We start from the raw sequence: 22,023 nt of genomic DNA, 5'->3' as shown, positions 1-22,023 counted from the left end.
CCTCCTGTTCGCAGAAGGGAATCACATTTCAGCCCAGACCGAAACCTCTTGAATCTGCCTTTCAGTCCGATGCTCTAGCGCGAGCGCTGGCTGCGCATCATGGTTGTACTGTTGCGTCCCGCTCGGTAGTTCTGCTGGAACAGAGCAGAAAATCCACTACGGCTTTCGCACGCAGAATGCGGGAGCTCTGACCGAGCGCCCGACCTGTTTCAAATGCCAGTCTCTCGGCAGGATCCTCAGCAGCTTCGGCTTCCCGCTCTCCATGACATAGGGGATCGGAAAGCCCCAGATCACGACCAACGGGCCCCACCGTTTCGATGGAAGCTGGACCTGGTAGTGATTTGCCTCGCAGAAGCGTCTGCGAAAGTGAAGCGTCGTGATACTGAGGCCGCGCTTAAGGAGGCGATGATTGACGTTGAGCCAGTCCCTAAGGAACTGATCACTCGCGAGGAAGCCCTGATGGAGCAAATTGATCCGCACGATGCGCTGGACATTGCTCCCGGGCGACTCGTTGAGTTCCCACTCATACTGGTGCATGCTGGCGACCATGTGTGCCAACTCCTATAGGTGAGCGTAGACCCAGCAAACTCACTTTCCAGCCCCCGCGCCAGTCGCCAGTTTCGGTGACGCACATTTGTGCGACTGTGCGGCACCTGGTCGCTCTGCTGGTGCCTGTCCGCCCACGCTGATCACCCATTTGCCTTTTGGGGTGCCTCGATGCGGACATGGCGAGTCCCATCAGGTTGCAATACAAAATCTCAGTAGCCTGATCTTTTCTACATGGTCGTTACGGGTGCCTTGGCCCATGTCACAGACGATGGTGCGTAACGCTTTCGGCAGGGCGTTGAGTCGGGACTGAGCTCCGGTCCGGCGTTGAGGTCGCACCCGAACCAATGTGACACGAAGAAATCGTACGTTTGAGCCACGACGATGTCCCAGGTTCCGTTGGTGTCGCTCCCGACCAAGATGGAGGTATTGCTGAAGGAGGTGACGAAGCACCCATCAGGCGAAATGGAAGAAATAGAGCTGTGACCGTCAGTCGACTCGCTATACTGCTCGTCAGAATCGCAACAGAGCACAGAGGCCATTCAAACCGAACGTTCGGCACCACTTTTGCAGGATGGGCTACCACTGGGCTTGCTATGACATCTCATCCACTTTCGGGCTCGCTCGTGCTTTTAGTTTTACACTTTCTACCCGCTTCTCCGTGCTTGACCCTGGCGCAAGATGAAAGTTGGACAATGTTAAGATGGTACCAGAGGCGGCGTACCGCTACGCATTCTTGGTAGCTGTTGGCGCTGTCTCACAATTGACGGGAAAGAACCGCTGTTCCCCATACCAAGGTGAGCCGGCTTGGCCCCATTGGGCAGCTTTAAGTTCAATTTTGACGATTACATATTTGATATCAGCATCAATCAGTGTGATGAGTGGGAACACTTGCCTGATGCCCGGCTCGATGCTGAAGACGTACTTTGTTTCCTCAGAGATTCTTTGGTCCTGGAACCGCAGGCGGTTGGCGCCATCACGGGAGGAATAGAGCGTTGGCTGCTCGCCCGTTCTCATTCCGTAGATATCGAATTTGATGCTTGTAAACCCCCGGATCGTTTGGCCCTTGTTCTCGGCGATAAGTTGAAGATCGACAATGATTTTGCCACCCTCTGGGCCGTAGAAGCGACAGGCCATATCAAACTGTGTGCGTGGAACCAGCGCGCGCTGAAGCTCCTGCATTTTGGCATCTTCATCGTCTTTGCGGGCGGTCTCCAGTCTGGCCAGCCATGACTGGAATACAACAAGTGCGTAGCTGGAAAGGAACACCAAAGCCCATGCAGCAGCGGCGAACACCTTGTCCCAAGTTAAACCATCGATGAATTTGTCCCAGGTTAAACCTTCAATCCCTAAAACCATGGTTCGACGACGCTCCCTCAAGAGCTTCTGCAGCGTTTTGATACACTCCGCCCTACTGTAATTGGCTCGTTCTCAGAACGTTTGGCATGCCCAGTGCCACCAATCTTCAAAAATTCTCTTGGCAGCGATATTAGAAGCCAAAATAGATCAAACCATGCGGTCCAGTGTGGACGAGTGAATGTCCGCTCTCCACACAATGCAGCCATCTAGTCGTCGGCACCACTTTGCGAATAGGACATCACTGAGAGCGTGAAACGGCGCTTTCTTGGTGGATGAAAGAGATCGACTGCCCGTCAGTGATCGGAGGTCAGCATTCCCTGGCGTGTTACACGCGCGATCATGGCGGCCCGCGAGGTCACACCAAGTTTGATGAAAATCCGCCGGAGGTAGGTCGCGACCGTCCACGCGCTAATATCCAGAGTTGCCCCGATGCATTTGTTGGGTAATCCATTTGCGACAAGGCGGATGATCTCGAGCTCCCGTGGACTCAGGCGAGCCAGCGGAAGCACGCGTGACCGGGTTAACGTGTATTGAAAACCGTCGATGTGACACGACAGAAGTGGCATTGCATCGTCATACTCTTGTGGAGGCTTGGGCTTCTCTAAGCTTGCAACAAGGCGTCGGAGCGCTTCCTCAAGTCCATCCGAGGGACCTGACCTCTTCGGCTTCGCAACGGTAGAGTCATCTGGCTCGATCAATGTCAGTGGCATCGGAAACCCTTTGCCTCAGAAAAAGGAATTCTGACTCACAACTGGGATTCGATACTACGCAGAGCAAAAACTTAGACCAAAGTATTGTCGAGTTTGTCAGGCTTTAGGCAAATATGCAAGGTCACTCAAACGAGCGACGCTTATTCGATGTCCTTCGATTGTGTGTCTGGTGTCCGCTGGCGAAACGGTGTCCGATGCTGCGATCGCCAACAGGGGAGGCAGCCGTGGCCGCAGACACCTTTCGCGAATACACGGGCGAGTTCAGCCCATTACACGAAGAGGAAGCCGATCAGTTCATTGGGGCGGCCGTGCGCAAAGCTCGGCGCGGGCTTCGAGGTTTAGGCAGGTCTATCGGCCGTCTTCCGCTCGGTGGGATCTTGAAGAAGATCGCCCCAATGGCCGCCGGCCTGGTCATGGGGGCGATCCCTGGAGCGGGTGTCGTTCTTGGGCCCGCAGCCCGCAGCATCGTGGGTGCCTTGACACGGGAACAGCAGGAGCAGCTCGAGGCTGCCCTTCACGAGATCGCGAATGGCGAGATGCAGGAGCTCTCGGGTGAGTACGAAGGTGAGTACGAAGGTGAGTACGAGGGTGAGTACGAGGGTGAGTACGAAGGTGAATACGAGGGCGAGTACGAAGGCGAGGTGCATGAGTTCTCGGGCGAGTACGAAGGCGAAATGCACGAAGGACAGTTCCAGGAGTATGAGGGCGAGATGCACGAAGGTGCCTTGCACGAGCACGAGATGCATCCGGAATACGAGCTCGGATTGAGCCACTCTGAACTGTCTCATGGCGAAGCGGCATTGATGGAACAGATTGCCAATGAAGCGGCGCTGACGAGCAACGAGATTTCGGCCGAAGCTCTCGTCGGCAGCTTGCCAGTTCTCGCTGCGCGCGCTGCTCGCGCGGGCGGGCCTGCCATTCGGCGCGCTACTCCGACCTTAATCCGAGCCGCGAGCCGCCTGGCTCATGCGATGCGGCGTCGGCCGGCAACCCGACCTCTCGTGCGGGTCCTGCCTCACGTGTTGACCCAAACGGCACGGGCAATCAGTCGCCGCACGGCACAGGGGCAGTCGGTGACACCGCGACAGGCTGTGCGGATCATGGCGGGCCAAACTTATCGTACCTTTGCTTCGCCCGATGTGGTGATCCAAATTATGGTTCGCAGCGGCCGCCGCCGCCGTGTCCAGCGCCGCTTTGCCTAGCCGAGGCTTCCTCATCAACCGGCGCTTGCTCAACAGCGAGCGCCAACTGTCGCCGGAGCCGATCCCATGCTCCAAGAAGCTGCCATCACCGCTACGCCCGACGTTCTGCCGGCAGCAAGCCCGAAGAGCCAAAAGGCGCCTTCCCAGCTTGAGCGGTGGGTCGGCTTACAGGCGACGACCGCCAGTCGCCATGCAGCAGCCTTGCGGCCATTCACCCGTGATGAGTTTGGAACCCACCCGTGGAGCCCAAGTGACGGACATCTCGAGGCGGTGAATGGGCTCACTGCAGATCTTAGACGCCAAGCCGCGAAACTCGCTCAGCAGGTGGCGCAGGCGAGCGCGGAGGCGCAACAGAACCCTAATCCGCGCAGCCTTGGTCGGCTTTTGGCCGCTAAGGGGGCCATGACAGCAGCGGTCCGCAGGACGGAAGATCTCTGGAACTTCTATCTGGAACTCTTCGGACAGCGCCAGTCGCCATTTGGGCCAATGTTACTGGCCTGCGATCGGATCGCTCTCGACTGCTACCAGTGGGTTTATACAGGCCTAGGTCGCGCCAAGCCTATCCCAGCGCCTGGGCCTTTCTGTTTTATGGAAACGGGCTTTGGGCCGCTCACCTATCGCCGCTTCGTGCCGATCCCGAAGCTCGGCCGTCGCCCAAATCCCTTCCCTTTGATCCAGTTGCCGCATCATCGTCTTGCCAATCCATGGACATTAGGTGCCGTGCTCCACGAGTCGGCTCATAACCTCCAGTCCGACCTCGGTTTGTGGCTCGCTGTTCCCCTTGCCATCGCCCGTCGCCTGCTCCGCGCGGGCCTGCCTCCAACGATCGCTAAGGTTTGGGCCCGGTGGCACGCCGAAACTTGGGCTGATCTCGTTGCCGTTCTCCTTGGGGGGCCTGAGATTGTCGCATCGCTTATGGATGTAACTGCTCAAATACCGAGCCGGACCCAGCGGTTCGATGCTCGTGGCGTACATCCCACACCGTATCTCCGCATCCTGATCAACTTGGAACTGCTCCGCCGCATGGGCTTCCAAAATCGGGCGGCGGAGTTGAGGCAGGCCTGGACCGGGCTCTACAACGCACCCCCACCAGGATGGATCCCAAAGGCTGTGCTTGAGACATTCCCGCAAGCCTCCGCGCTGGTGGTGGACACCATCGTCTTCCAGCCTTCGCGCCAGCTCGGCGGGAAAAGTCTCATTCAAGCGTTCCGCTTTGAGGCACGGGATCAGACAATGATTGAAGAGGCCGCACGCCGTCTGGCCGCGAGTCGGGACCCAGGCATCGTTCCCGCAATCTTCCTAATCGGTGCAGCTCGTCATGCTGCCGATCGGCGGTGGGCCTCCCCGGACGTGATCACCCGCAACTTCTACCGTGCTTTGGTGCGCCGATGACTGACGCTGTTACGATGGAAGGCCGGTGTGGGACATGCCCAAAAGCTGATATAATGCCACGACACCTTGGTCTGGAGGTGGCGCCTATGACAATGGCCAAGAGCTGCGATGACCTCACCTCGTCCGTGCATGAACTGCGCACGGTCATGGCTGAGCGCCTGCAATGGGCTATCACGAATATCAAGCCTGCGGATGCTGGCGAGGTCGGGGGGCACTTCCTGGCAGACAAGTTCGACGACTGGTCGGCGGAGGTCTCGGCCTCTCTCGAAGAAGCCGAGCAGGCATGCCAGAGAGCCCAAAGTGCAGCACTAGGTACCCTGAACCTCAATGCACTCGCCTTGGCACTTGTTGACCTTCACCGAGCGGTCCGGCGCTCGGCTCACCTCTTCAACGGCGAAATAAGTTCGCTTCAGACGTTTGCAGACCTACGGCGTCTCAAGGTGACGCAACCACCGTGGGCCGGCTGGGCAGACGATGTTGCAGAGGCTGTCAAGCAATGCCGTGCTCCTCTTGAGCATGTTGAGGATAGTGTTGCCGATGCTTGGGCCCAATGGGCAGAAATCGCTCTCGTGGTGGTAAACCAGCCTCGCGGGCAGCCAGCTTCATTGAAGGTTCGCTCAACGCAGCGGAGCGGAGCAGCCAAACGACCACTTCAAAAGAGCGGAGGAGGACCCCACCATGCCTGAGGCCAACGACCGCATGGATAACCCGGCTATCGCTTTCCAGACGATCGAGAGGATCGCTACGGCGTTCGAGACGAACACAATCACCGGATCCAACGCCGTAGCGGCCGGGGGCAGCCCAATGGGCTTTCCCGGTGCATCAGTCGATCTGGCCCGCGTGGCCGAGACCTCGATTGCCCGCCTGCTTGGTGGTCCCATCAACGGTGATGCGAGCTCTGTGCTGCAACGGCTTGCCCAGGTTTTTCCGTCACGAACGGACGAGAGTGGCTCCACGAAGTACCAATACCGGCCTATGGGTGCTCAGCCGCTTCTGGGATCTTCCGGCTCTGCAGTCAGGGGGGCACAGGCCGCCTTCTTCCGACAGGCGAGCGTGCTCGGCGCCTCCGTGAGCGGTTTGCTCGACACGGTGGAACCGCTCGTCGTTGATCCGGATGAAAGAGAAATCGCCAGCTTGATTGCGCTGATGCGCGATACCACCAACACTATAGTCAGTGAGTACAGCCGGGAAGGAGGAGCAATCCTGCCACGGATCGATGTCCAGGTGGGTCAGCTGCAAAGAGTCCTTGAAGAGCTCAGCCGAGAACTGGGTGTCACAGATCCTGATGTCGACGATGAATTATCAATGCAGCTCGTCGAGCGGGATCTCATTCTGGCCAATATGGCGATGCTGAAAGAGCGAATTAGTGATTTTCAGTCTCTCCAAGCTGATTATGCCGACAGCGTCATAAACGGAATTGGAGCTCTTTACGGGCGACTTGCATGGCTCATCCGCGCTGTTCCGCCTGCAGTTGATGAAGTTCTCGCCGAGTTTAATGCGCTGAACTGCGAGGCCTCCGAGAGGATGCTCAAGAACTTGGGCCCGGAGAACGCGCCAGTGAGCCTTGAACAGGTTCTCACATTCTGGTGCCGCGACGCCGCCGCTTTTACTTGGGTCCAGCGCCTTGAGCAGGGCCGCCGCACCGACATCAAGCTGATTGCAAGCGAGGCGGCGGAGATTCTCAAGTTGTTGCGTTCGCTTGAGGGGGACGGGATCGACCGGCTCAACCTTGTCGGCACGCTTCGTCTCGCAGTATCGCTGCGGGAACTTTTGAAGCTGCTCGAAGAAGTCGCCGACAAGGCAGAACGATTAACTGAGGCAAGGGCAGGACAACGGGAAAAGAAGCATCATAGGCAGACCAAGTCGGGAAGCCGAACGTCGGGCGGCCAAAGGGAGAGCACCCGACAAGAGACTGATCGCCAAACGACTTCCGGGTAACAGAGGGAGGACCGAGCCATGGCACCGCAAACCGGAAAACCCTTCCTCAATGAGGCCGAGTACCAAAGCGCCCAAAACCGTGTCGCCATGCTGCGGCAGCAGCTGATGGACGACACAGCGCCGTTCCTGATCGGCAATCCACAGCTGGCAGATGTCTTGAATGCGAGGGTGAATGCGATTCTCGATGCGGTTGACGCTGAGGCGCGTAGTGGTCCGAGCCCGGCCGATCATGGGCTTGCTGGTCTGATCGGGCTCGGATCGGAAGCCTCGACCGAGATCGGTACAGCGCGGATCGCGCCGGCCGTGGTCGCCTATGACGATGATCTCGCCCAGCGGGAGCGGGGGAATGCGATTGCAGATTGCTACTACCTGTACCAACACGAGGTTTTGGGGGTGTTCCGTGTGGTCCTGAAACTCCAGGAGCTTTTCAAGGCCGGTGTGGTGCGCCTCTCAGACGGCCCGGGCGCCTACCGGCTGTACCAGTTTGATCGGAAACAGGTCCTTCGTTTCTCACCACACGAACGGGCTCAGGCCTATCAGCGGGCATTCGGCTATCGACTGCCCGGCTACAGCCAGGCAGGCCTTGCTCCCTATGCCAGCCGCAACACAGATTTTCACCCGCTCTTTAACACCTTTATCGCAGAGGTGGCCCGGTTCTTCCGTGACAAGCGGATTTCGGAGGTCGTGCGCGAGCGCGCCAATGATCCGAGCTTTGGCAGTATTGCGATCGTGCGGCGGGCCGGGCTGGATCTGCGGTACAACCTCAAAAACTTCTCGTATGGTCACCTTAGTGTGCTGCGTATTGAGCTCATGCAGCTGTTAGAAGAGGCGTTCCAGATCCTGAACTCGCCTGACGTGCGTGGGCTGTTCGGCGCTGCCAGCGCTTGGGACGTCATCGAGGACGTATTACGCCGGTACTTTAAAGAGCATGTGAACGTTTCCCCACGCAACCGGATGGCGACTGCAGGGCGCTCAATCCTGCGGTGGCTTGCGCAGCAGCATATTACCACCACGACCCGAGCTCAATTTGAAGCCCTCGCCCAAGACATCGCCGAACCGGCGGAAGAGTGGCTGGCCTCAGCTCACACGGTTGGAGTGGCACTGCAACTGCCAGATACCCCACGAGGATCTGTCTCTATGCCCACCCGAATAGTTGCGTGAGGCTGCAATGATTATCGATGCCCATTGCCATGGCGGCAAAGGTGATCTCATGACTGCGCCGTGGAACACGGATGCGCCATTGAGAGACTACCTTGCCCGCGCTGATGCCGCGGGGATTCAGCGCACCGTCATTTTCCCCGCGTTCAACTCGGACTATGCGCGAGCCAACGCGGAGCTCGGGCAGATCGTCCGGCGTCACGCACCGCGGCTCATTGGCTTCGCCTTCGTTCATTGCGCACGCGATGCGGGCCGGATTCGAGGGATGGTGGCGGATGCGGTCCAGCGCTATGGCTTTCAGGGGATAAAGATTCACGGTGCCGACGCGTTGCCCAACCGGGAAGTCTGCGAGGCCGCACGGGAATTCCAACTGCCAATTCTCGTTGATGTCGTTGGCAAAGCGGAGGTGGTGGATATGATCGCCCCGCAATATCCGGATGTCCCGTTCATTATTCCTCATCTTGGAAGCTTTGCTGATGACTGGCGGGCGCACGAGCGGGTCGTCGAGCAGCTTGTCCGCTATCCGAACGTCTATACCGACACCTCAGGTGTGCGTCGCTTTGATTACCTTGTCGCGGCTGTACGGAGGGCAGGGGCGAGCAAGGTGATCTTCGGCTCCGACGGCCCTTGGCTCCATCCGGGTCTTGAACTCCACAAAGTGCGTTTGCTGGGCCTGTCCAAAGATGCCGAGCGTCGCATCATGGGAGGCAACATTCTGCGCCTTCTGAGCCGCCGCAGACAATCAGTCGTTGGGCTGCGTCCTGTGGCGGCTTAGAAATTAGTCGATCCCTTCCGACGGTGGAGATGCTCAATTATGGTGATGAAACCCAAAAAGCCCATCATGAGCCGACCAGTCCGTGCGCCCGCGAGCATACTGCGGGCAAGTAGCAGAGGTTTCTCCAAGCCGACGGGCCGTTTGGGACGTCCGGGGACGAAGATTAAAACGTCTCGGCTCCGCCGTCGCAAACGACTCGAATTCCCGCGTACGATCGTGACAGGCTACGGGATCCTGTACGATCCAGGTTTTGAGGGAGCGCGGCCCGGCGATCCTCCAGGCGGGAAGCGTGGTGGCGGTGGCGTTGCATTTCATTGGACCCGTGAAAATCTCCAGGAGATGCTTTTCGCAAGAGCCCCATGGGGAGTTGATGGTCACAAGGTCGTCCTCCATCATCAAAACCAGAATCCGAATGGTCCACTCGATGAACTCACGAAAACTGAGCATGGGAGGAAGGGCTTACATGGCGCTAACACCTATAGCATCAACCGCTACGAGTTTGGGAAGCAGCGAGACCGGTATTGGGTGAGCCGTGCGCGAAAGCACATTCAGGACCGTTTGGCTGGGCGGCCAGCTCTCTACGAACTTGAATATGGGAGCGGCTCCGCTCGTTTGACGAGGCCCCGTCCGCCTTCTCCTGACAGAGTCCCAACATATGCCTGGTGACGGCTGCCCATCCTTAGATTGGGTCCTCTGAGATCGTTCTGAACGTTCGGAGCAAATATCTCTTATGTCCCGCCTGCAACCCGGCTCGTTGGGACGGCGGGCTCAAAGGATGCAAGGCATCCTCTGTGGGAGGATTGGCAACCTGGTGCTACATCTTCATCTCATGAGACGCGGGGCGTGCGGCGTCGGAGATCGTGCGCGCACCTAATAAGGGACCAGGAGCCGCCTTTTGAACCTGCGAAGGTGTCCACAGTGGGGGTGCTGTCCCGAGTGCACAGGCAAGCTCATAGGATTTTTGAGCCCGGACTGAGGCGCTCCGAGTGCCTACGCAAGTGATCCTTAGGTCATCTTTAGCGTCGGATTGGCACTACGTTTGGTGCCACCCCTAGGCCAGTTTCCCTACATGCCCGCTGGGCCACCGGGATCACATCGGCACGATGTAGATTCTCAGCGCGGAGCTGAGTGTAACGCCGCAGCATATTCCAATCCTTATGGCCTGTAACCAACGCAACTTGCTCAATGGAGTAGCCAGCCTCGAACAGACGCGATGCGCCGTCGTGGCGGAGGTCATGGAAGTGCAGATCCGGAATGTCGAGCGCGTCGGTGCTGCGCTGGAAATTCGTCGAGATGCTCTGCGCGGCGTGCGGAAAGATGCGGCCCGTCCGGCTCCAGGCCGATTTCTGGCGCAAGATGATCTCGAGCGGATCGACGAGTTTGCCGGCCACTACACACGGGCCGCGCAGCAGCGGCACACGCTGGTCGTTCGTCGCCTTCTTGGTTGGGTGCTTGCGCGCCCGGATCAGGATGGTGCGGTTGAGCTCATCGAGGTCGCTCCAGTCCAGCGCCACGATCTCGCCGAGGCGCATGGCCGTCGCAACTGCGAACAGAGTGATGTCGATCATTGGGATCATTACTTGGCGTGGGTTCGTCTCCCAATGGCCGAGCAGCTTCTGCAACTCCGCGTCGCTCGGGCGCCGGCTGCGTTCCTCCGGGCGGGCGACCCGGCCAGCGTGACGAAGGGTTCGGCGGGCGGCGTCGAGGCCGGTCAGCGCCTCCATCACCGCATGCTCGGCACCGACCAGCGCACCGCCGTGGCGGAGCACCGTGCCGATGTAGGAGAAATCCATCAGGATCGTCGCCGGTCCGGCCCCTTCCGCCTCCCGGCTTTTGCAGAAGGCGAGGAAGGTGCCGGTTTTGAGCTCGGCGACGCGATAGCGCCCGAGATGCTTCTCGACCTTATCGAGGGCTTGGGCTTTAGACCGACTCATGCCTTTCACCTGGCCAATGTGCTCTCGATAGGCGGCAAGCAGGTCGGCAAAGGTGGTACGGCGGGCGACATCGATCGACTGCCCGCGGTCGAGCTTGTACTCGACCTCGCGCGCCCAGGCCTCGGCGGCTCGCTTGGTGTCAAAGGTCTTGGAGACAAGCGGCTGCCCCAATTTACGCACTTGCACACGATAGCGGTTGCCGCGCTTGGTAATCGTCGCCATGTCTGGCACATCTCCTGGCACAAATCAGGCACACTCGACCTTGATTGAGCCGGTATCGAGCGTGTATCGGAACTGTGCCAACACTGTGCCAGAGGCGGCGTGTTGGCAAGCAGGAAGTGAAAAAATTGTTCGAAAACAAAGAGGTAATCTTCAGCGTTGCGCCGATGATGGACTGGACCGACCGGCATTGCCGGGCGTTCCATCGCGTCCTCTCGCGCCGGGCGCGGCTTTATACGGAGATGGTCACCACGGGGGCGGTCATTCATGGGCCGCAGGAGCGGCTGCTCGGGTTCAGCGACGTGGAGCATCCGGTGGCGGTGCAGCTGGGCGGGTCCGATCCGAAGGACTTGGCCGAGGCCGCCCGGATCTGCGCTGAATTCGGCTATGACGAAATCAACCTCAATGTGGGCTGCCCCTCCGACCGGGTGCAGAACGGCCGCTTCGGCGCCTGCCTGATGCAGGAGCCAAACCTCGTGGGCGAGTGCGTGGCGGCCATGAAGGCGGCCGTCTCCCTGCCGGTGACGGTGAAGTGCCGGATCGGCGTGGACGATCAGGACACGGAAGAAGCCCTTAACCGCCTCACCAACTGCGTGGTGGCGGCCGGCTGCGACGAGCTGACGGTCCATGCCCGCAAGGCCTGGCTGCAGGGCCTGTCACCGAAGGAAAACCGGGACATTCCGCCCCTCGACTACCCCAGGGTCTATCGCCTGAAGCAGGCTCGGCCGGACCTGCCGATTGCCATCAATGGCGGCATCAAGACGATGGCTGAGGTGCATGAGCACCTGAAGCATGTGGACGGCGTGATGCTCGGCCGCGTAGCCTATCACGAGCCTGAAATCCTGCTCGCGGTCGATCCTGAGCTTTACGGCGAAGCCGCGCCCGTGGCCGATGCCTTCGAGGCAATCGAGGCCTATGAGCCCTATGTCGCGGAGCATCTGGCGAAGGGCGAGCGCCTGCACAACATTTCCCGGCATATGCTCGGCCTCTTCACCGGCCGCCCCGGCGCGCGCGCCTATCGCCGGCATCTGGCGACCGAGGCGGTCAAGCCGGAGGCGAACCTGCAGACCTTGCGGGATGCGGTGGCGCATGTGTCTCGGGCCGAGCCGATGCTCCTGGCCGCATCGGCCTGAACTGACGGTTACGCTCGTCTTTGTGGCCGGCTCGCACCGCGCCGTAGCGGGCGAGAGCGGCTGTCCACGGCGCTCAGGATGGCTTCCGTCACGAGGCCAAGAACGAGATGGGCCACGAGGCCCCGGGCATGGGCCTGCCACGGATAGCGGCGCGGCGGGGCGGCGAATCCCAGTGCTGGATTGATCAGCTCATCCTCGATGGCGAACATGCCGAGCCCGAGCACAAGTCCGCGTCCGACCATGCCGCCTGGAACATGTCGGCGTGCCGCCCCGTAGAGGGCCGTGGAGGACATGGCCAGGGCGTAATGAATCGCAACGCCGGCTGGATGGGGCTGGTCAGGAGGCTCCCGCCCGACGGCTTCGGCCATGGCTCCCATGATATTGTGGGCCGGGTCCTTGCCGTTGGGACGAACCTTCTGAGTCTGCCGCCAAGCCTCGGGGTCCTCGTGTTCCACCATGAACCAGTCCACCCGGTCCATGACCCAGGTGGCGGCTGCGCCAGCGGCAGCCCCCTTGGCGAGGTCAGCCGCGATAGTGCCGTTGGTCTTCATGCCGATCTCCGAGGATGCCGTGGGCGCATCTCTCTACAAGAGAGGCGGCATGCCTTGGTTCCGAACTAACGTTCGCCTTTGGCCCGCAAGATCAGTCGATTGCCTCGCACCTCGTAAGACCCGAGCCGCTCGAGAAAGCTCATGCCGAGAAGGTTGGCGTGGAGCACGCCCGTGCGGGCGATGAGCGCGCGGACATTGCGCTCCGTGATTGACCCGACCGTCAGGCTCTCGATGATGACAGGGGCGGCCAAAGCTGCGCCATTGGCGGTCGAGACGGGCACGGAGTAGTTCAGCGTCTCAGGATTGAAGCCGAGCGCCGCGGCGTTCTCGGCCCGCAGGACCACGGTGCTGGCGCCTGTGTCGAAGATGAAGCGGGTCTCGCGGCCGTTCACCTCGCCCTGCACCAGGAAGCTTCCATCCATCCGCCGCGCGGCCACAACTTCGCCCTCGGGCGTGGTGACGGTGCGGCCGACCGCGATGTCGCCGATGGCGCGGTCGAGCACGGTCTGCAGTTCCTCGCGGGAGGCATAGGTGACGAGGAGCGCGACGAGAATGCCGCCGCTCACGGCCATGGATTGCACCCCATAGGTCCAATGCCGCGCAAAGCCTTCGACGATGGAGGCCGCCATGAGGAGGGAGAGGCCTGCAAGACCCAGCAGCCCGGCGGTCTCAAGAGCGGTGAACTCGCCGATGTTCTCCTCGGCGAAGAGCCCGACCAGAAGGGCGCCGATCAGAAGAAGCAGGCCCGCTCCGCGAATGCCCGGCATCAATCGGCCTTGCCTGGTTCGGACGCAAAGGGCGATTCGAGAGAGAAGGCCTGGCGCATGCGCTCCGGCAGCTCGGCCATGATCAGCTGGCGCTCCTCCTCGGTGATCCGATACCAGCGGGTAATCTCCTCGCGCGTGCGGCCGCAGCCCTCGCAGAGACCGGTTTCGGCATCGAGGGTGCAGACGCGGATGCAGGGGCTGGAAACACGGGTCATCTGCTTCTCATGTCGTCACGACGGGAGAACGGTCAAGAGGCCGATCAGCGCGGCGATCTCCGCCACCTGCTGTGCGGCGCCTGCGATGTCTCCCGTCTGTCCGCCGAGATGGCGCTCCGCGAAACGGGTGAGGGCGAGGCCGGCAAGGCTGGAGAGCACCAGCATCAGGACGATGCCGGCAGCCGGCAGGCCACCGAACGCGCCCAGCACGATCGCAAGGAGCACGGCAATCCCGGCTGCTCGCCAGAAGGTCTTCCGCGCGGGCTGCCCGACCGCCTGGGACATCCCATCCAGGCGGGCCGGGGCTAAGAACACGAGGGGCATCAGGCCCGCCGTGCGGGAGAGGGATGCTGCGATCAGGATCACGGCCACGACGGCCCCGCCCTCGATCCGCGACGCCAGGGCCGCCAGGGCGCCGATCCGGAGCGCGAGCGAGAGGAACAGGGCAGAGGCGCCGAAGGCGCCGATCCGGCTGTCGCGCATGATCTCCAGGCGCTTCTCGCGGGTGGTGCCCCCGACGCTGTCGGCAGTGTCGGCCAAGCCGTCCTCGTGCAGGGCGCCGGTGGTTAGCACCATGGCGGCCACCGACAGGGTTGCGGCAATCCAGGGGCCGAGATCGAGCGTCAGGGCAAGGCCCAGCACGGCGGCCGGCAGGAGGCCGACTACGAGGCCCGCGACGGGAATCATGCGCAGCAGGCGCGGAAAGCTCGGCGGCGCATGGGCGTCCTGCTCCCACGGCAGGGCTGGCACCGGAAGCCGGGAATAGAAGCGAACGCAATGGGCTAGGTCGATGGCAGCCGCCTGCCAGGCGCTCATGGGCGCCGCCTCACCCGGTTCAATTTGCTCCGACATGCTTCACCCCGCGTGCATGGCCCGTTATAGGTCACGCCTCTTCGCGTTCTGCAATGCCCTTGCGGGCTGGAGCCCTCCATGTCTGATGCCGTGTCCTCCCCTTTCGACGATATCCGCCGCCTGATCACGACCATGCCCGGTCCGGACGAGGCTGCCGTCGAAGCCGTGCGGACGCGCGACCGGCAGCTCACCAAGCCGACCGGCAGCCTCGGCCGCTTGGAATGGATCGCCGAGTGGCTCGCGGCCTGGCAGGCGAAGCCTACGCCCAGCGTCGACCGTCCGCTCGTCTGCGTTTTCGCGGCAAGTCACGGCGTGACCGCAAAGGGCGTGTCGGCGTTCCCCTCCGACGTGAACCGCCAGATGCTGGAGAACTTCGCGGCGGGCGGAGCGGCGATCAACCAGATCTGCGCGGCCTATGGCCTGGGGTTCAAGGTGTTCGACCTCGCCATCGACATGCCCACCGGCGACATCACAGAGGCTGATGCCATGGACGAGAAATCCTGCGTCGCCACCATGGCGTTCGGCATGGAGGCGATTGCCGGCGGCACGGACCTTCTCGCCATCGGCGAGATGGGCATCGGCAACACCACCGTCGCAGCGACGATCTACACGGCGCTCTATGGAGGACCGGCCGAGCACTGGGTCGGGCGCGGCACGGGCGTCGATGACGAGGGCCTGAAGCGCAAGGTTGCGGCTGTCGAGGCGGCGATCGCCCATCATAGCGACACCCTGAAGGACCCGCTCGAGGTGCTGCGCCGTGTCGGCGGGCGCGAGATCGCCGCCATGGCGGGGGCTATTCTCGCCGCGCGGCTGCAGCGGATCCCGGTGGTGCTCGATGGCTATGTGGCGACGGCCGCTGCCGCCATCCTTCACGCCATCCATCCCTCGACCATCGACCACTGCATCGCAGGACACTTGAGTGCCGAAGGCGCGCATCAGGACGTGCTCGGCCGCCTCGGCAAGATCCCGCTTCTGGCGCTCGGCATGCGGCTCGGCGAAGGATCCGGCGCGGCTTTGGCCGCCGGCCTCGTGAAGGCGGCGGCTGCGGTCCATCGCGACATGGCCACCTTCGGGCAGGCGGGAGTCTCCGAGCGCCTGTCGTGAGATTTCGACGCCGCCGCTCCGGGCGGAGCGGCATCACGTCTCTCATCGTCGCGCTGGTGCTCGCCGGCGGGGCGGCGGTCGTGATGAAACCCAGCGGGCGCACGCTTGAAGGCCGGGCTCAGGTCACCGATGGCGACACGATCCGCATCGGCGAAGCGCGCATCCGCCTGAAGGGCATCGACGCACCCGAGATGGAGCAGCGCTGCTTTAAGGCCGGCCGATCCTATGCCTGCGGCGAGTCGGCCCGGCGGGCGCTGATCGATCTTGTGTCGGGCGAGACGGTGCGCTGCCGTGCCGCCGGCCGTGACCGCTATCAACGCATTCTTGCCCGCTGCACCGTCAACGGCGATGACATCGGCACGCGTATGGTGGAGAGCGGCTGGGCGGTGTCCTATGGGCGCGACTACGACGCCGAGGAAGCCCGCGCTCAGGATCGCGGCGTGGGGCTCTGGGAGGGCGAGTTCGAGCGGCCGCAGGACTGGCGTCGGGAGAACGCCTCGCGCGGCTGATCTCAACCGAGGGCTGCGGCTCCGAGCGAGGCCGAGAAGGTGAGCAGGACCAGGGCTGCGCCCCTCTGGATCGTCTGCGGCCGGATGAAGAATCCCGGCTGCGACAGGGCCGATCCGAAGCCGATCCAGGCGAGCGCAATGGGCACGATCACGACCGCGAAGACGCCTATGGTTTGGAGGAAGGCTGCAGAGGTCTCGAAGGCTGCCTCGGGAAAGATCACGGCCGCGAACAAAAGCGCTTTCGGGTTGAGCAGCGTCGCGGTGAAAACCCGGCGCGCGCCGAAGCCGGATCCGCTCAGCGCCTCTCCCGCCTTGGACCACAGGCCCCAGGCGACGGCCACGAGATAGGCCGCGCAGGCGAGCCGCAGAGCCGGCTTCAGCCAGGGGAGGGCGACGGAGGCCGGCTCCAGGAACAGGCCCCAGCCGGCGATGGCGAGCGCGTAGCCGCAAAGCTCGGCAGGAACCAGCGGCAGCGAGCGCCGGAAACCCGCCTGTGCGCCGGAACTGGCCAGAAGCGTGTTGGTCGGGCCCGGCGTTGCCAGGATGGCGGCCACGGCCGGCACGAAGGTGAGAAGGTCGATCATGGGATGCTTCTAGGCGTCGCTAGAAAGACCTGCCTTGATCCGCCTCAAAAGGTCGCTTCGATAGAGAGCCTGGGAATTCCCATCTGTCAGGCATGAGTTCGTCTGCAAATTTCGATCACCTCGCCGCGCAGTTGCGGGCCTGCCGCATCTGCCGCGATGCGCCACGCTATGGTTCGGCCCTCCCGCACGAGCCGCGCCCGATCATCCAGGGCAGCGCCAGCGCGCGCCTGTGCATCGCCAGCCAGGCGCCGGGCACGCGGGCCCACGCCAGCGGCATCCCGTTCGCCGACCGCTCCGGCTCAAGGCTGCGCAACTGGCTCGGCATGGACGAAGCGACCTTCTACGATGCCTCCAAGGTTGCCATCGTGCCCATGGGCTCCTGCTTTCCGGGGCAGGACGCGAAGGGCGGCGATCTCGGGCCGCGCCAGGAATGCGCCGAGGCCTGGCGCCAGCCCCTGTTTCAGGCTCTGCCCGATCTCGATCTCGTCCTGCTGATTGGCCAGTATGCGCAGGCGTGGCACCTCGGCGAGAACTTCAAGGACGGCCTCACCGAGACGGTGAGGCGCTGGCGCGAAATCCTCGGCAATCCGCAGAAGCCCCGCATCCTGCCCCTGCCGCATCCCTCCTGGCGCAACAATGGGTGGCTCAAGAAGAATCCCTGGTTCGAGGCCGAATTGCTGCCGACGCTGCAGAGAGAAGTTCGTGAACTGCTTTGAATGAGCAGCTAATAAATTCCAAGATAAAGCCTGCGATATACATCGGCTCTGCGGGTAATATTATTTAATATTCAGGGCAAGATTTGGAACGATCAGTCTTGCGGCGGGTTTACTTGATATAGATCAGGTAATTCCATGACATTCATTCCATATCATCAGAACGGCCATGTCTTTGATGGGCCCCCAAGCTGCTCGATGGTTCGCGCCTATGAGTGCGTGCCCAGTGAGGATGAACTCAGCCAGATTGCGTCGTCCTTCGGGGCCTTTCCAGATGTGGAGATGTCCGGCCCGCTCGACCCTCCTCACAGGAGCGATCCTGCAGACCTCAACCTTATTCCCTGGATGAACCTGCCACGCCGGGCGAAACATCGGAACGAGCAGCCTCACCTGTTCAGTCACTGAAAACCTCGTCGCCTGCCGCCATTTCCTGAAGGAGTTTCCCTTGTCCAATTACCTTTATGCCTGTGGCCAGCAGGTGACGTTCACGGGCAAGCGCGTCATGAGTCCCTCATGGACCGGAGACTTCGTCATTACCAGGCTGCTGCCGTCCGGCGGGGAGGAGCCCCGCTACGAGATCAGGAGAGCTGGGGAGACCCACAGCCGCGCAGCCCTGGAGAGCGACCTGACGGCCCGGGCCGAGACGCTGCAGTCATCCGTTTTCTAGATCACTCCACAGCCTGAACCGGCTTTGGCCCTGAAAGTGGTGTCCACTTTTGGGGGCGATGCTCTATGTTCGAGCTCGACGATAAGGAGCCCGGATAGCATGAGCCCGACGACCCTGCGCTGCACCGTCGACGGACCGGTCGCGACGATCACCCTCGCGCGGCCCGACAAGATGAACGCGTTCAACGCCACCATGCATGCCGAGCTGCGCGACGCGCTCGATCAATGCGAGCGGGACGACAATGTGCGCGTGGTGGTGCTGACCGGGGAGGGGCGGGCCTTCTCGTCGGGCCAGGACCTCACCGTCGATCTCACGCGCGACGCGCAGGGACGCCTCGACCTCGGACCGGCCCTGGAGCGGGATTACAACCCGCTGATCCTCAGGCTTTCCAACTATCCGAAACCTATCATCGCTGCCCTGAACGGCCCGGCGGTCGGCGCCTCCATGAACATTGCGCTTGCCTGCGACATCGTCGTGGCGGCCCGCTCTGCCTATCTGCAGGAGGCCTTCGCCAAGATCGGCCTGATCCCCGATGCCGGCGGTACCTGGATCCTGCCGCGCCTGATCGGCCCCAAGCTTGCGCTTGCCCTCATGCTCAGCGCCGAATCCGTTCCCGCCGAGGAGGCGCAGCGCATGGGCCTCGTCTACAAAGTGTTCGAGGACTCCTCCTTTGCGGTCGATGTGGCGGCTTTCGCATCGAAGCTCGCAGCCGGCCCGGGACTATCCTACCGCCTCACCAAGCAGGCGGTGGCGCAGAGCCTCTCCAACGATCTGGAGGCGCAACTCAAGCTCGAGGCGAAGCTGCAGAGCGAAGCGGGATCGAGCGACGATTTCATGGAGGGCGTCGCGGCCTTCCGCGAGAAGCGCTCACCGCGCTTCCAGGGACGCTGAGGAGATAACCCATGCGCCCCACTTATTGGATTCTTGGCCTCGCCACTTTGAGCATCGTCATCGGCCTGTTCATGTCGCGTGACCCCGAACGTGCCGAGCGGCTCTCGCAGATGTACCGGGATGCAGCGCTCACGGGCGAGGCCCGGCAGATGGCCATCATGGGCCTTGCGCTCGCCATCGGGGCCTTCGTGGTTTACCTCACGATGACGCGGCGTTGACGCTCTGTCGCTCGTCCCGTTTTGTTCACGGTGCATTCAACTGCCTCGGCCTTATTCTCCCGGTATGATCCCGGATAAGCGCGTCGAAGAGGGGCATGAACCGTGTTTTCCCTGAAACGTGCTATCGTTTTTGCCGCCTTCACATTGGTGGCTGCCTTTGGTCAGGCCTCCGCGGCTCTCGCCCAGGATCGCTTGGCCCTTGTGGTCGGGCAGGGCGCCTATGAGGGGCGGAATCTTGCAACCGCCGCTAACGACGCGGGCCTCATCGCTCAGACTCTCACCAGCGCCGGGTTCGAGGTTGTCCAAGGCCGCGACCTCAATGCCAACGACCTGCGCAGCCTCGTGCGAGACTTCCTCGATAAGGTCGAAAATCTGGAGCCCGGCTCCACGGTCATGGTCTATTTGGCCGGACACGGGGTCCAGCTCGAGGGCGACAATTACCTGCTGCCGGTCGATGCCCGCATCCAGCGCGACTCGGATATCGCTATCGAGGGCTTCCGTCTCTCCGATCTCGCCCGATCCCTGGAGCAGAGCCCGGCCCGCATGAGGGTGGTGGTGGCCGACATGGCGCGGGAATACGCCCTCGGCTCCGCGGGAGAGCCCATCGCCAAGGGGCTGGCCCTGATCGAACCGCCCTCAGGCTTCCTGATGGCCTTCTCCTCGGCGCCCAACATCGTTGCCACGGACGGGTCCGGTCCCTACGGCCCCTATGCCACGGCGCTGGCCGAGATGATCCGCCAGCCGGGCCTGAGCCTCGACGAGGTTTTCGCCCGCACGCGCCTGCGGGTGCACGAGACCACGAACGGCCTGCAGATCCCCTGGCACACGGCCAATCTCGGAGATGCCTCCTTCGCGTTCTTCGAACCGGCGGAAATCGCCGCGACGCCCCTCGTCCGCGAGGTGCGCCGGATCGCGGAGGTGCCCGCTGAGGAGGCCTATGCCATCGCGGTCGAGCGCGACACGATCGAGGATTACCAGGCTTTCCTGCGCCGCTACCCCGATCATCGCCTCTCCCGCCGCGTGACGGCGCTGCTCGCCGCCCGCCGCGAGGCCGTCGTCTGGCGCCGGACCGTCACGCGCAACACGCGCGAGGCCTACTGGACCTATCTGCGAGCCTATCCCAACGGTCCGCATGCGCCGGATTGCCGGCGCAGGCTCGCGCGCCTGTCCGCGCCCTATGCGCCGCCGGCCGTCTTCGAGGAGGTGATCTACGACGACCTGCCTCCGCCACTTCCACAAGTGGAGCAGATCGAAGTCGTCGAGGTTGTGACCATTATCCGTGAGGTTCCGCCGCCGCGCCTGCCGGCCTATCTCCTGCCGCGATGGGGCGAGGACGACGAGGACTTCATCACCATCATCCGCGAGCCCCCGCCGCCGCCGATCATGGCCGGCGTGCTGCCGATCCCGTTTTCGATTCCCGTGCCGTACCGGGCGCGTCCGCCCCGCACCTTCTACCAGCCGATCGCACCCAGGACCCCGAGGGGGCCGGTCGCCATCCCCGTGCGGGCGCCGTACGTCTTCGGTCGCCTCGATGAGCCCCTCCCGGGCCCGCGCCGCAACCTGCGCGACGAACGGCCCCGCGTGCCGCGGCAGCCCGGTCTTGCTGCGCCCCTCGAGCCGATCCCGGTTTCGGTCAACCCGCGAGCGCCTCGCGAGGGCAGGGATGTTCGTCCCGGCGAGCCTCCGCGCATGCGGCCGGACCGCATTCCCTCGCGTCGGATTCCGCTGATCGGCGAGGGGCAGGAGCGTCCGCGCTCGATCAGGCCAGATGCCGACGAGACAGTCGGGCGCCCTGACAGGCCGAAGGATCAGCACCCCGACAGGCGTGAACGCGACCGGGAAGAGATCCGGCCCGAGGCTCCCGTTCGCGGCGCCGCGCGTCCGCGGGATCCGAGGCTCGATGCGGATGAGATCCTGCCGCGCCAGCCGAGGCCGGACCGGCCGCGGATCGAGATCGAGCGCGAGCGCCCGGATCGGGACAGGGCTGCCCGTGAGCCCGAGCGCCGGGATCCGCGGATCGGGCCGGAGAGGGCCGAGCGGGCGCCGGTGATCGGCCTGCCTCGGATCGAGGAACGCCGTCCCCGTCATGACGATGAAGAAGCGGCGCCCCGTCGGCGCGTTGAGCGGCCAGCATCCCTGGAGAGGCTGGACCGGGAGGAGAGGCCTGTCCGCCCGCAACGGCCTGCCGCTCGCGACGAGCTGCGCCCAGATCGCCCGTTCCGTGACGTTGCGCCCCGTGAGATCGACCGGGCTGAACGGCGCGCCCGCCCGCTCTTAGAGGAGCGCCCCGCGCCGCGCCGTATCGAACGGCCGGAGGCGCCCGCCTTCCAGGCAAGGCCGATGCCCCGCATGGAAGCGCCCGCGAGGATGGAGCGGGCTGTCCGCGAGCCGCCGAGAGGCTTCGACCAGCCCCGTCCGGGGCGGGACATGGACAGGCCATCCCGCGACCGGCCCTCTTTCGAGTCGCCACGGCGGCAGGGAGGCGAGGGCCGTGCCCAACGCTGCCTGCCCGGCCGACCCTGCCCGCAGGAGCGCTAACCCAAGACAGCAAAACGCCGGAGCCTTTGGGTTCCGGCGTTTTGATTT

At 62.9% G+C, this 22,023-nt stretch carries 23 protein-coding genes; 14 read left to right on the top strand and 9 right to left on the bottom strand.

What is annotated here, in order from left to right; all coding sequences use genetic code 11:
- Positions 1-156: 156 nt before the first annotated feature.
- From JQC81_RS24275 to JQC81_RS34475, 3 genes are all read right to left on the bottom strand, one after another.
- A complete protein-coding gene (locus tag JQC81_RS24275; RefSeq protein ID WP_203274378.1) occupies positions 157-549 on the bottom strand; it encodes a hypothetical protein in 393 nt (130 codons plus the stop codon).
- Between the two features lie 723 nt (positions 550-1,272).
- Entirely contained in the window at positions 1,273-1,905 is a 633-nt protein-coding gene (locus tag JQC81_RS24270) for a hypothetical protein (RefSeq protein ID WP_203274377.1), read from the bottom strand.
- A gap of 293 nt (positions 1,906-2,198) precedes the next feature.
- Entirely contained in the window at positions 2,199-2,471 is a 273-nt protein-coding gene (locus JQC81_RS34475; protein ID WP_203274376.1) for a response regulator transcription factor, read from the bottom strand.
- A 368-nt stretch (positions 2,472-2,839) separates the two neighbouring features.
- Here JQC81_RS34475 and JQC81_RS24260 point away from each other — a divergent pair, with 368 nt between their 5' ends.
- The 6 genes from JQC81_RS24260 to JQC81_RS34470 all read left to right on the top strand — a co-directional run bounded on the left by JQC81_RS24260 (position 2,840) and on the right by JQC81_RS34470 (position 9,746).
- A complete protein-coding gene (locus JQC81_RS24260) occupies positions 2,840-3,817 on the top strand; it encodes a hypothetical protein (RefSeq protein WP_203274375.1) in 978 nt (325 codons plus the stop codon).
- A gap of 66 nt (positions 3,818-3,883) precedes the next feature.
- Positions 3,884-5,209 (top strand): hypothetical protein, encoded by a 1,326-nt coding sequence (locus tag JQC81_RS24255; protein ID WP_203274374.1) that lies wholly within the window; start codon positions 3,884-3,886, stop codon positions 5,207-5,209.
- A 678-nt stretch (positions 5,210-5,887) separates the two neighbouring features.
- The gene (locus JQC81_RS24250; RefSeq protein ID WP_203274373.1) at positions 5,888-7,147 is read left to right on the top strand and encodes a hypothetical protein; all 1,260 of its coding nucleotides are present in this window, start codon (positions 5,888-5,890) and stop codon (positions 7,145-7,147) included.
- A gap of 18 nt (positions 7,148-7,165) precedes the next feature.
- Positions 7,166-8,308 carry a hypothetical protein gene (locus JQC81_RS24245; protein ID WP_203274372.1) on the top strand — a complete coding sequence of 381 codons (1,143 nt, stop codon included), beginning with the start codon at positions 7,166-7,168 and terminating at the stop codon, positions 8,306-8,308.
- 7 nt (positions 8,309-8,315) lie between these two features.
- A complete protein-coding gene (locus JQC81_RS24240; RefSeq protein WP_203274371.1) occupies positions 8,316-9,080 on the top strand; it encodes an amidohydrolase family protein in 765 nt (254 codons plus the stop codon).
- Between the two features lie 39 nt (positions 9,081-9,119).
- Positions 9,120-9,746: an HNH/ENDO VII family nuclease gene (locus JQC81_RS34470; RefSeq protein WP_203274370.1), complete on the top strand. Its 627-nt coding sequence runs from the start codon at positions 9,120-9,122 to the stop codon at positions 9,744-9,746.
- A 350-nt stretch (positions 9,747-10,096) separates the two neighbouring features.
- Here JQC81_RS34470 and JQC81_RS24230 read toward each other — a convergent pair whose 3' ends face one another.
- Positions 10,097-11,236, bottom strand: a complete 1,140-nt coding sequence (locus JQC81_RS24230) for a tyrosine-type recombinase/integrase (RefSeq protein WP_203274369.1) — start codon at positions 11,234-11,236, stop codon at positions 10,097-10,099.
- Between the two features lie 125 nt (positions 11,237-11,361).
- Between JQC81_RS24230 and dusA the strand changes: the two genes are divergently transcribed.
- Positions 11,362-12,366, top strand: coding sequence for a tRNA dihydrouridine(20/20a) synthase DusA (dusA, locus tag JQC81_RS24225; RefSeq protein ID WP_203274368.1), 1,005 nt, complete (start codon positions 11,362-11,364; stop codon positions 12,364-12,366).
- Between the two features lie 8 nt (positions 12,367-12,374).
- On the opposite strand, the gene JQC81_RS24220 is transcribed toward dusA, so the two are convergent.
- The 4 genes from JQC81_RS24220 to cobS all read right to left on the bottom strand — a co-directional run bounded on the left by JQC81_RS24220 (position 12,375) and on the right by cobS (position 14,751).
- Positions 12,375-12,917 carry a hypothetical protein gene (locus JQC81_RS24220; RefSeq protein ID WP_203274367.1) on the bottom strand — a complete coding sequence of 181 codons (543 nt, stop codon included), beginning with the start codon at positions 12,915-12,917 and terminating at the stop codon, positions 12,375-12,377.
- A gap of 65 nt (positions 12,918-12,982) precedes the next feature.
- Positions 12,983-13,684: a retropepsin-like aspartic protease family protein gene (locus JQC81_RS24215; RefSeq protein ID WP_246520633.1), complete on the bottom strand. Its 702-nt coding sequence runs from the start codon at positions 13,682-13,684 to the stop codon at positions 12,983-12,985.
- Positions 13,684-13,899 (bottom strand): DUF1289 domain-containing protein, encoded by a 216-nt coding sequence (locus tag JQC81_RS24210; RefSeq protein WP_201860480.1) that lies wholly within the window; start codon positions 13,897-13,899, stop codon positions 13,684-13,686. Before JQC81_RS24210 ends, JQC81_RS24215 begins: the two co-directional genes overlap by 1 nt.
- A gap of 15 nt (positions 13,900-13,914) precedes the next feature.
- Positions 13,915-14,751 carry an adenosylcobinamide-GDP ribazoletransferase gene (gene cobS / locus JQC81_RS24205; RefSeq protein ID WP_376772446.1) on the bottom strand — a complete coding sequence of 279 codons (837 nt, stop codon included), beginning with the start codon at positions 14,749-14,751 and terminating at the stop codon, positions 13,915-13,917.
- A gap of 78 nt (positions 14,752-14,829) precedes the next feature.
- On the opposite strand from cobS, the gene cobT reads away from it, so the two are divergent.
- Positions 14,830-15,855, top strand: a complete 1,026-nt coding sequence (gene cobT, locus JQC81_RS24200; RefSeq protein ID WP_203274366.1) for a nicotinate-nucleotide--dimethylbenzimidazole phosphoribosyltransferase — start codon at positions 14,830-14,832, stop codon at positions 15,853-15,855.
- Positions 15,852-16,364 carry a thermonuclease family protein gene (locus JQC81_RS33425; RefSeq protein ID WP_203274365.1) on the top strand — a complete coding sequence of 171 codons (513 nt, stop codon included), beginning with the start codon at positions 15,852-15,854 and terminating at the stop codon, positions 16,362-16,364. The genes cobT and JQC81_RS33425 overlap by 4 nt, the downstream gene beginning before the upstream one ends.
- A gap of 2 nt (positions 16,365-16,366) precedes the next feature.
- Here the strand turns inward: JQC81_RS33425 and JQC81_RS24190 are convergent, their stop codons facing one another.
- A complete protein-coding gene (locus tag JQC81_RS24190) occupies positions 16,367-16,948 on the bottom strand; it encodes a LysE family translocator (protein WP_203274364.1) in 582 nt (193 codons plus the stop codon).
- Between the two features lie 92 nt (positions 16,949-17,040).
- On the opposite strand from JQC81_RS24190, the gene JQC81_RS24185 reads away from it, so the two are divergent.
- The 5 genes from JQC81_RS24185 (at position 17,041) to JQC81_RS24165 (ending at position 21,975) form a co-directional block, all read left to right on the top strand.
- Positions 17,041-17,664, top strand: a complete 624-nt coding sequence (locus tag JQC81_RS24185; protein WP_203274363.1) for a uracil-DNA glycosylase family protein — start codon at positions 17,041-17,043, stop codon at positions 17,662-17,664.
- Positions 17,665-18,106: 442 nt separating this feature from the next.
- Positions 18,107-18,328, top strand: a complete 222-nt coding sequence (locus JQC81_RS24180; protein ID WP_203274362.1) for a hypothetical protein — start codon at positions 18,107-18,109, stop codon at positions 18,326-18,328.
- Positions 18,329-18,427: 99 nt separating this feature from the next.
- On the top strand, positions 18,428-19,219 hold the full coding sequence (locus tag JQC81_RS24175; RefSeq protein WP_203274361.1) for an enoyl-CoA hydratase-related protein: 792 nt from the start codon (positions 18,428-18,430) through the stop codon (positions 19,217-19,219).
- Positions 19,220-19,230: 11 nt separating this feature from the next.
- Entirely contained in the window at positions 19,231-19,437 is a 207-nt protein-coding gene (locus JQC81_RS24170) for a hypothetical protein (RefSeq protein WP_203274360.1), read from the top strand.
- A gap of 102 nt (positions 19,438-19,539) precedes the next feature.
- Positions 19,540-21,975, top strand: coding sequence for a caspase family protein (locus tag JQC81_RS24165; RefSeq protein ID WP_203274359.1), 2,436 nt, complete (start codon positions 19,540-19,542; stop codon positions 21,973-21,975).
- The last annotated feature ends 48 nt before the right edge of the window (positions 21,976-22,023 follow it).

It is taken from the genome of Microvirga arabica (assembly GCF_016811235.1).
Taxonomy (GTDB): Bacteria; Pseudomonadota; Alphaproteobacteria; order Rhizobiales; family Beijerinckiaceae; genus Microvirga; species Microvirga arabica.
The sequence above is the reverse complement of the archived record's forward strand: the minus strand, read 5'-3'. Positions and strand labels throughout refer to the sequence as shown.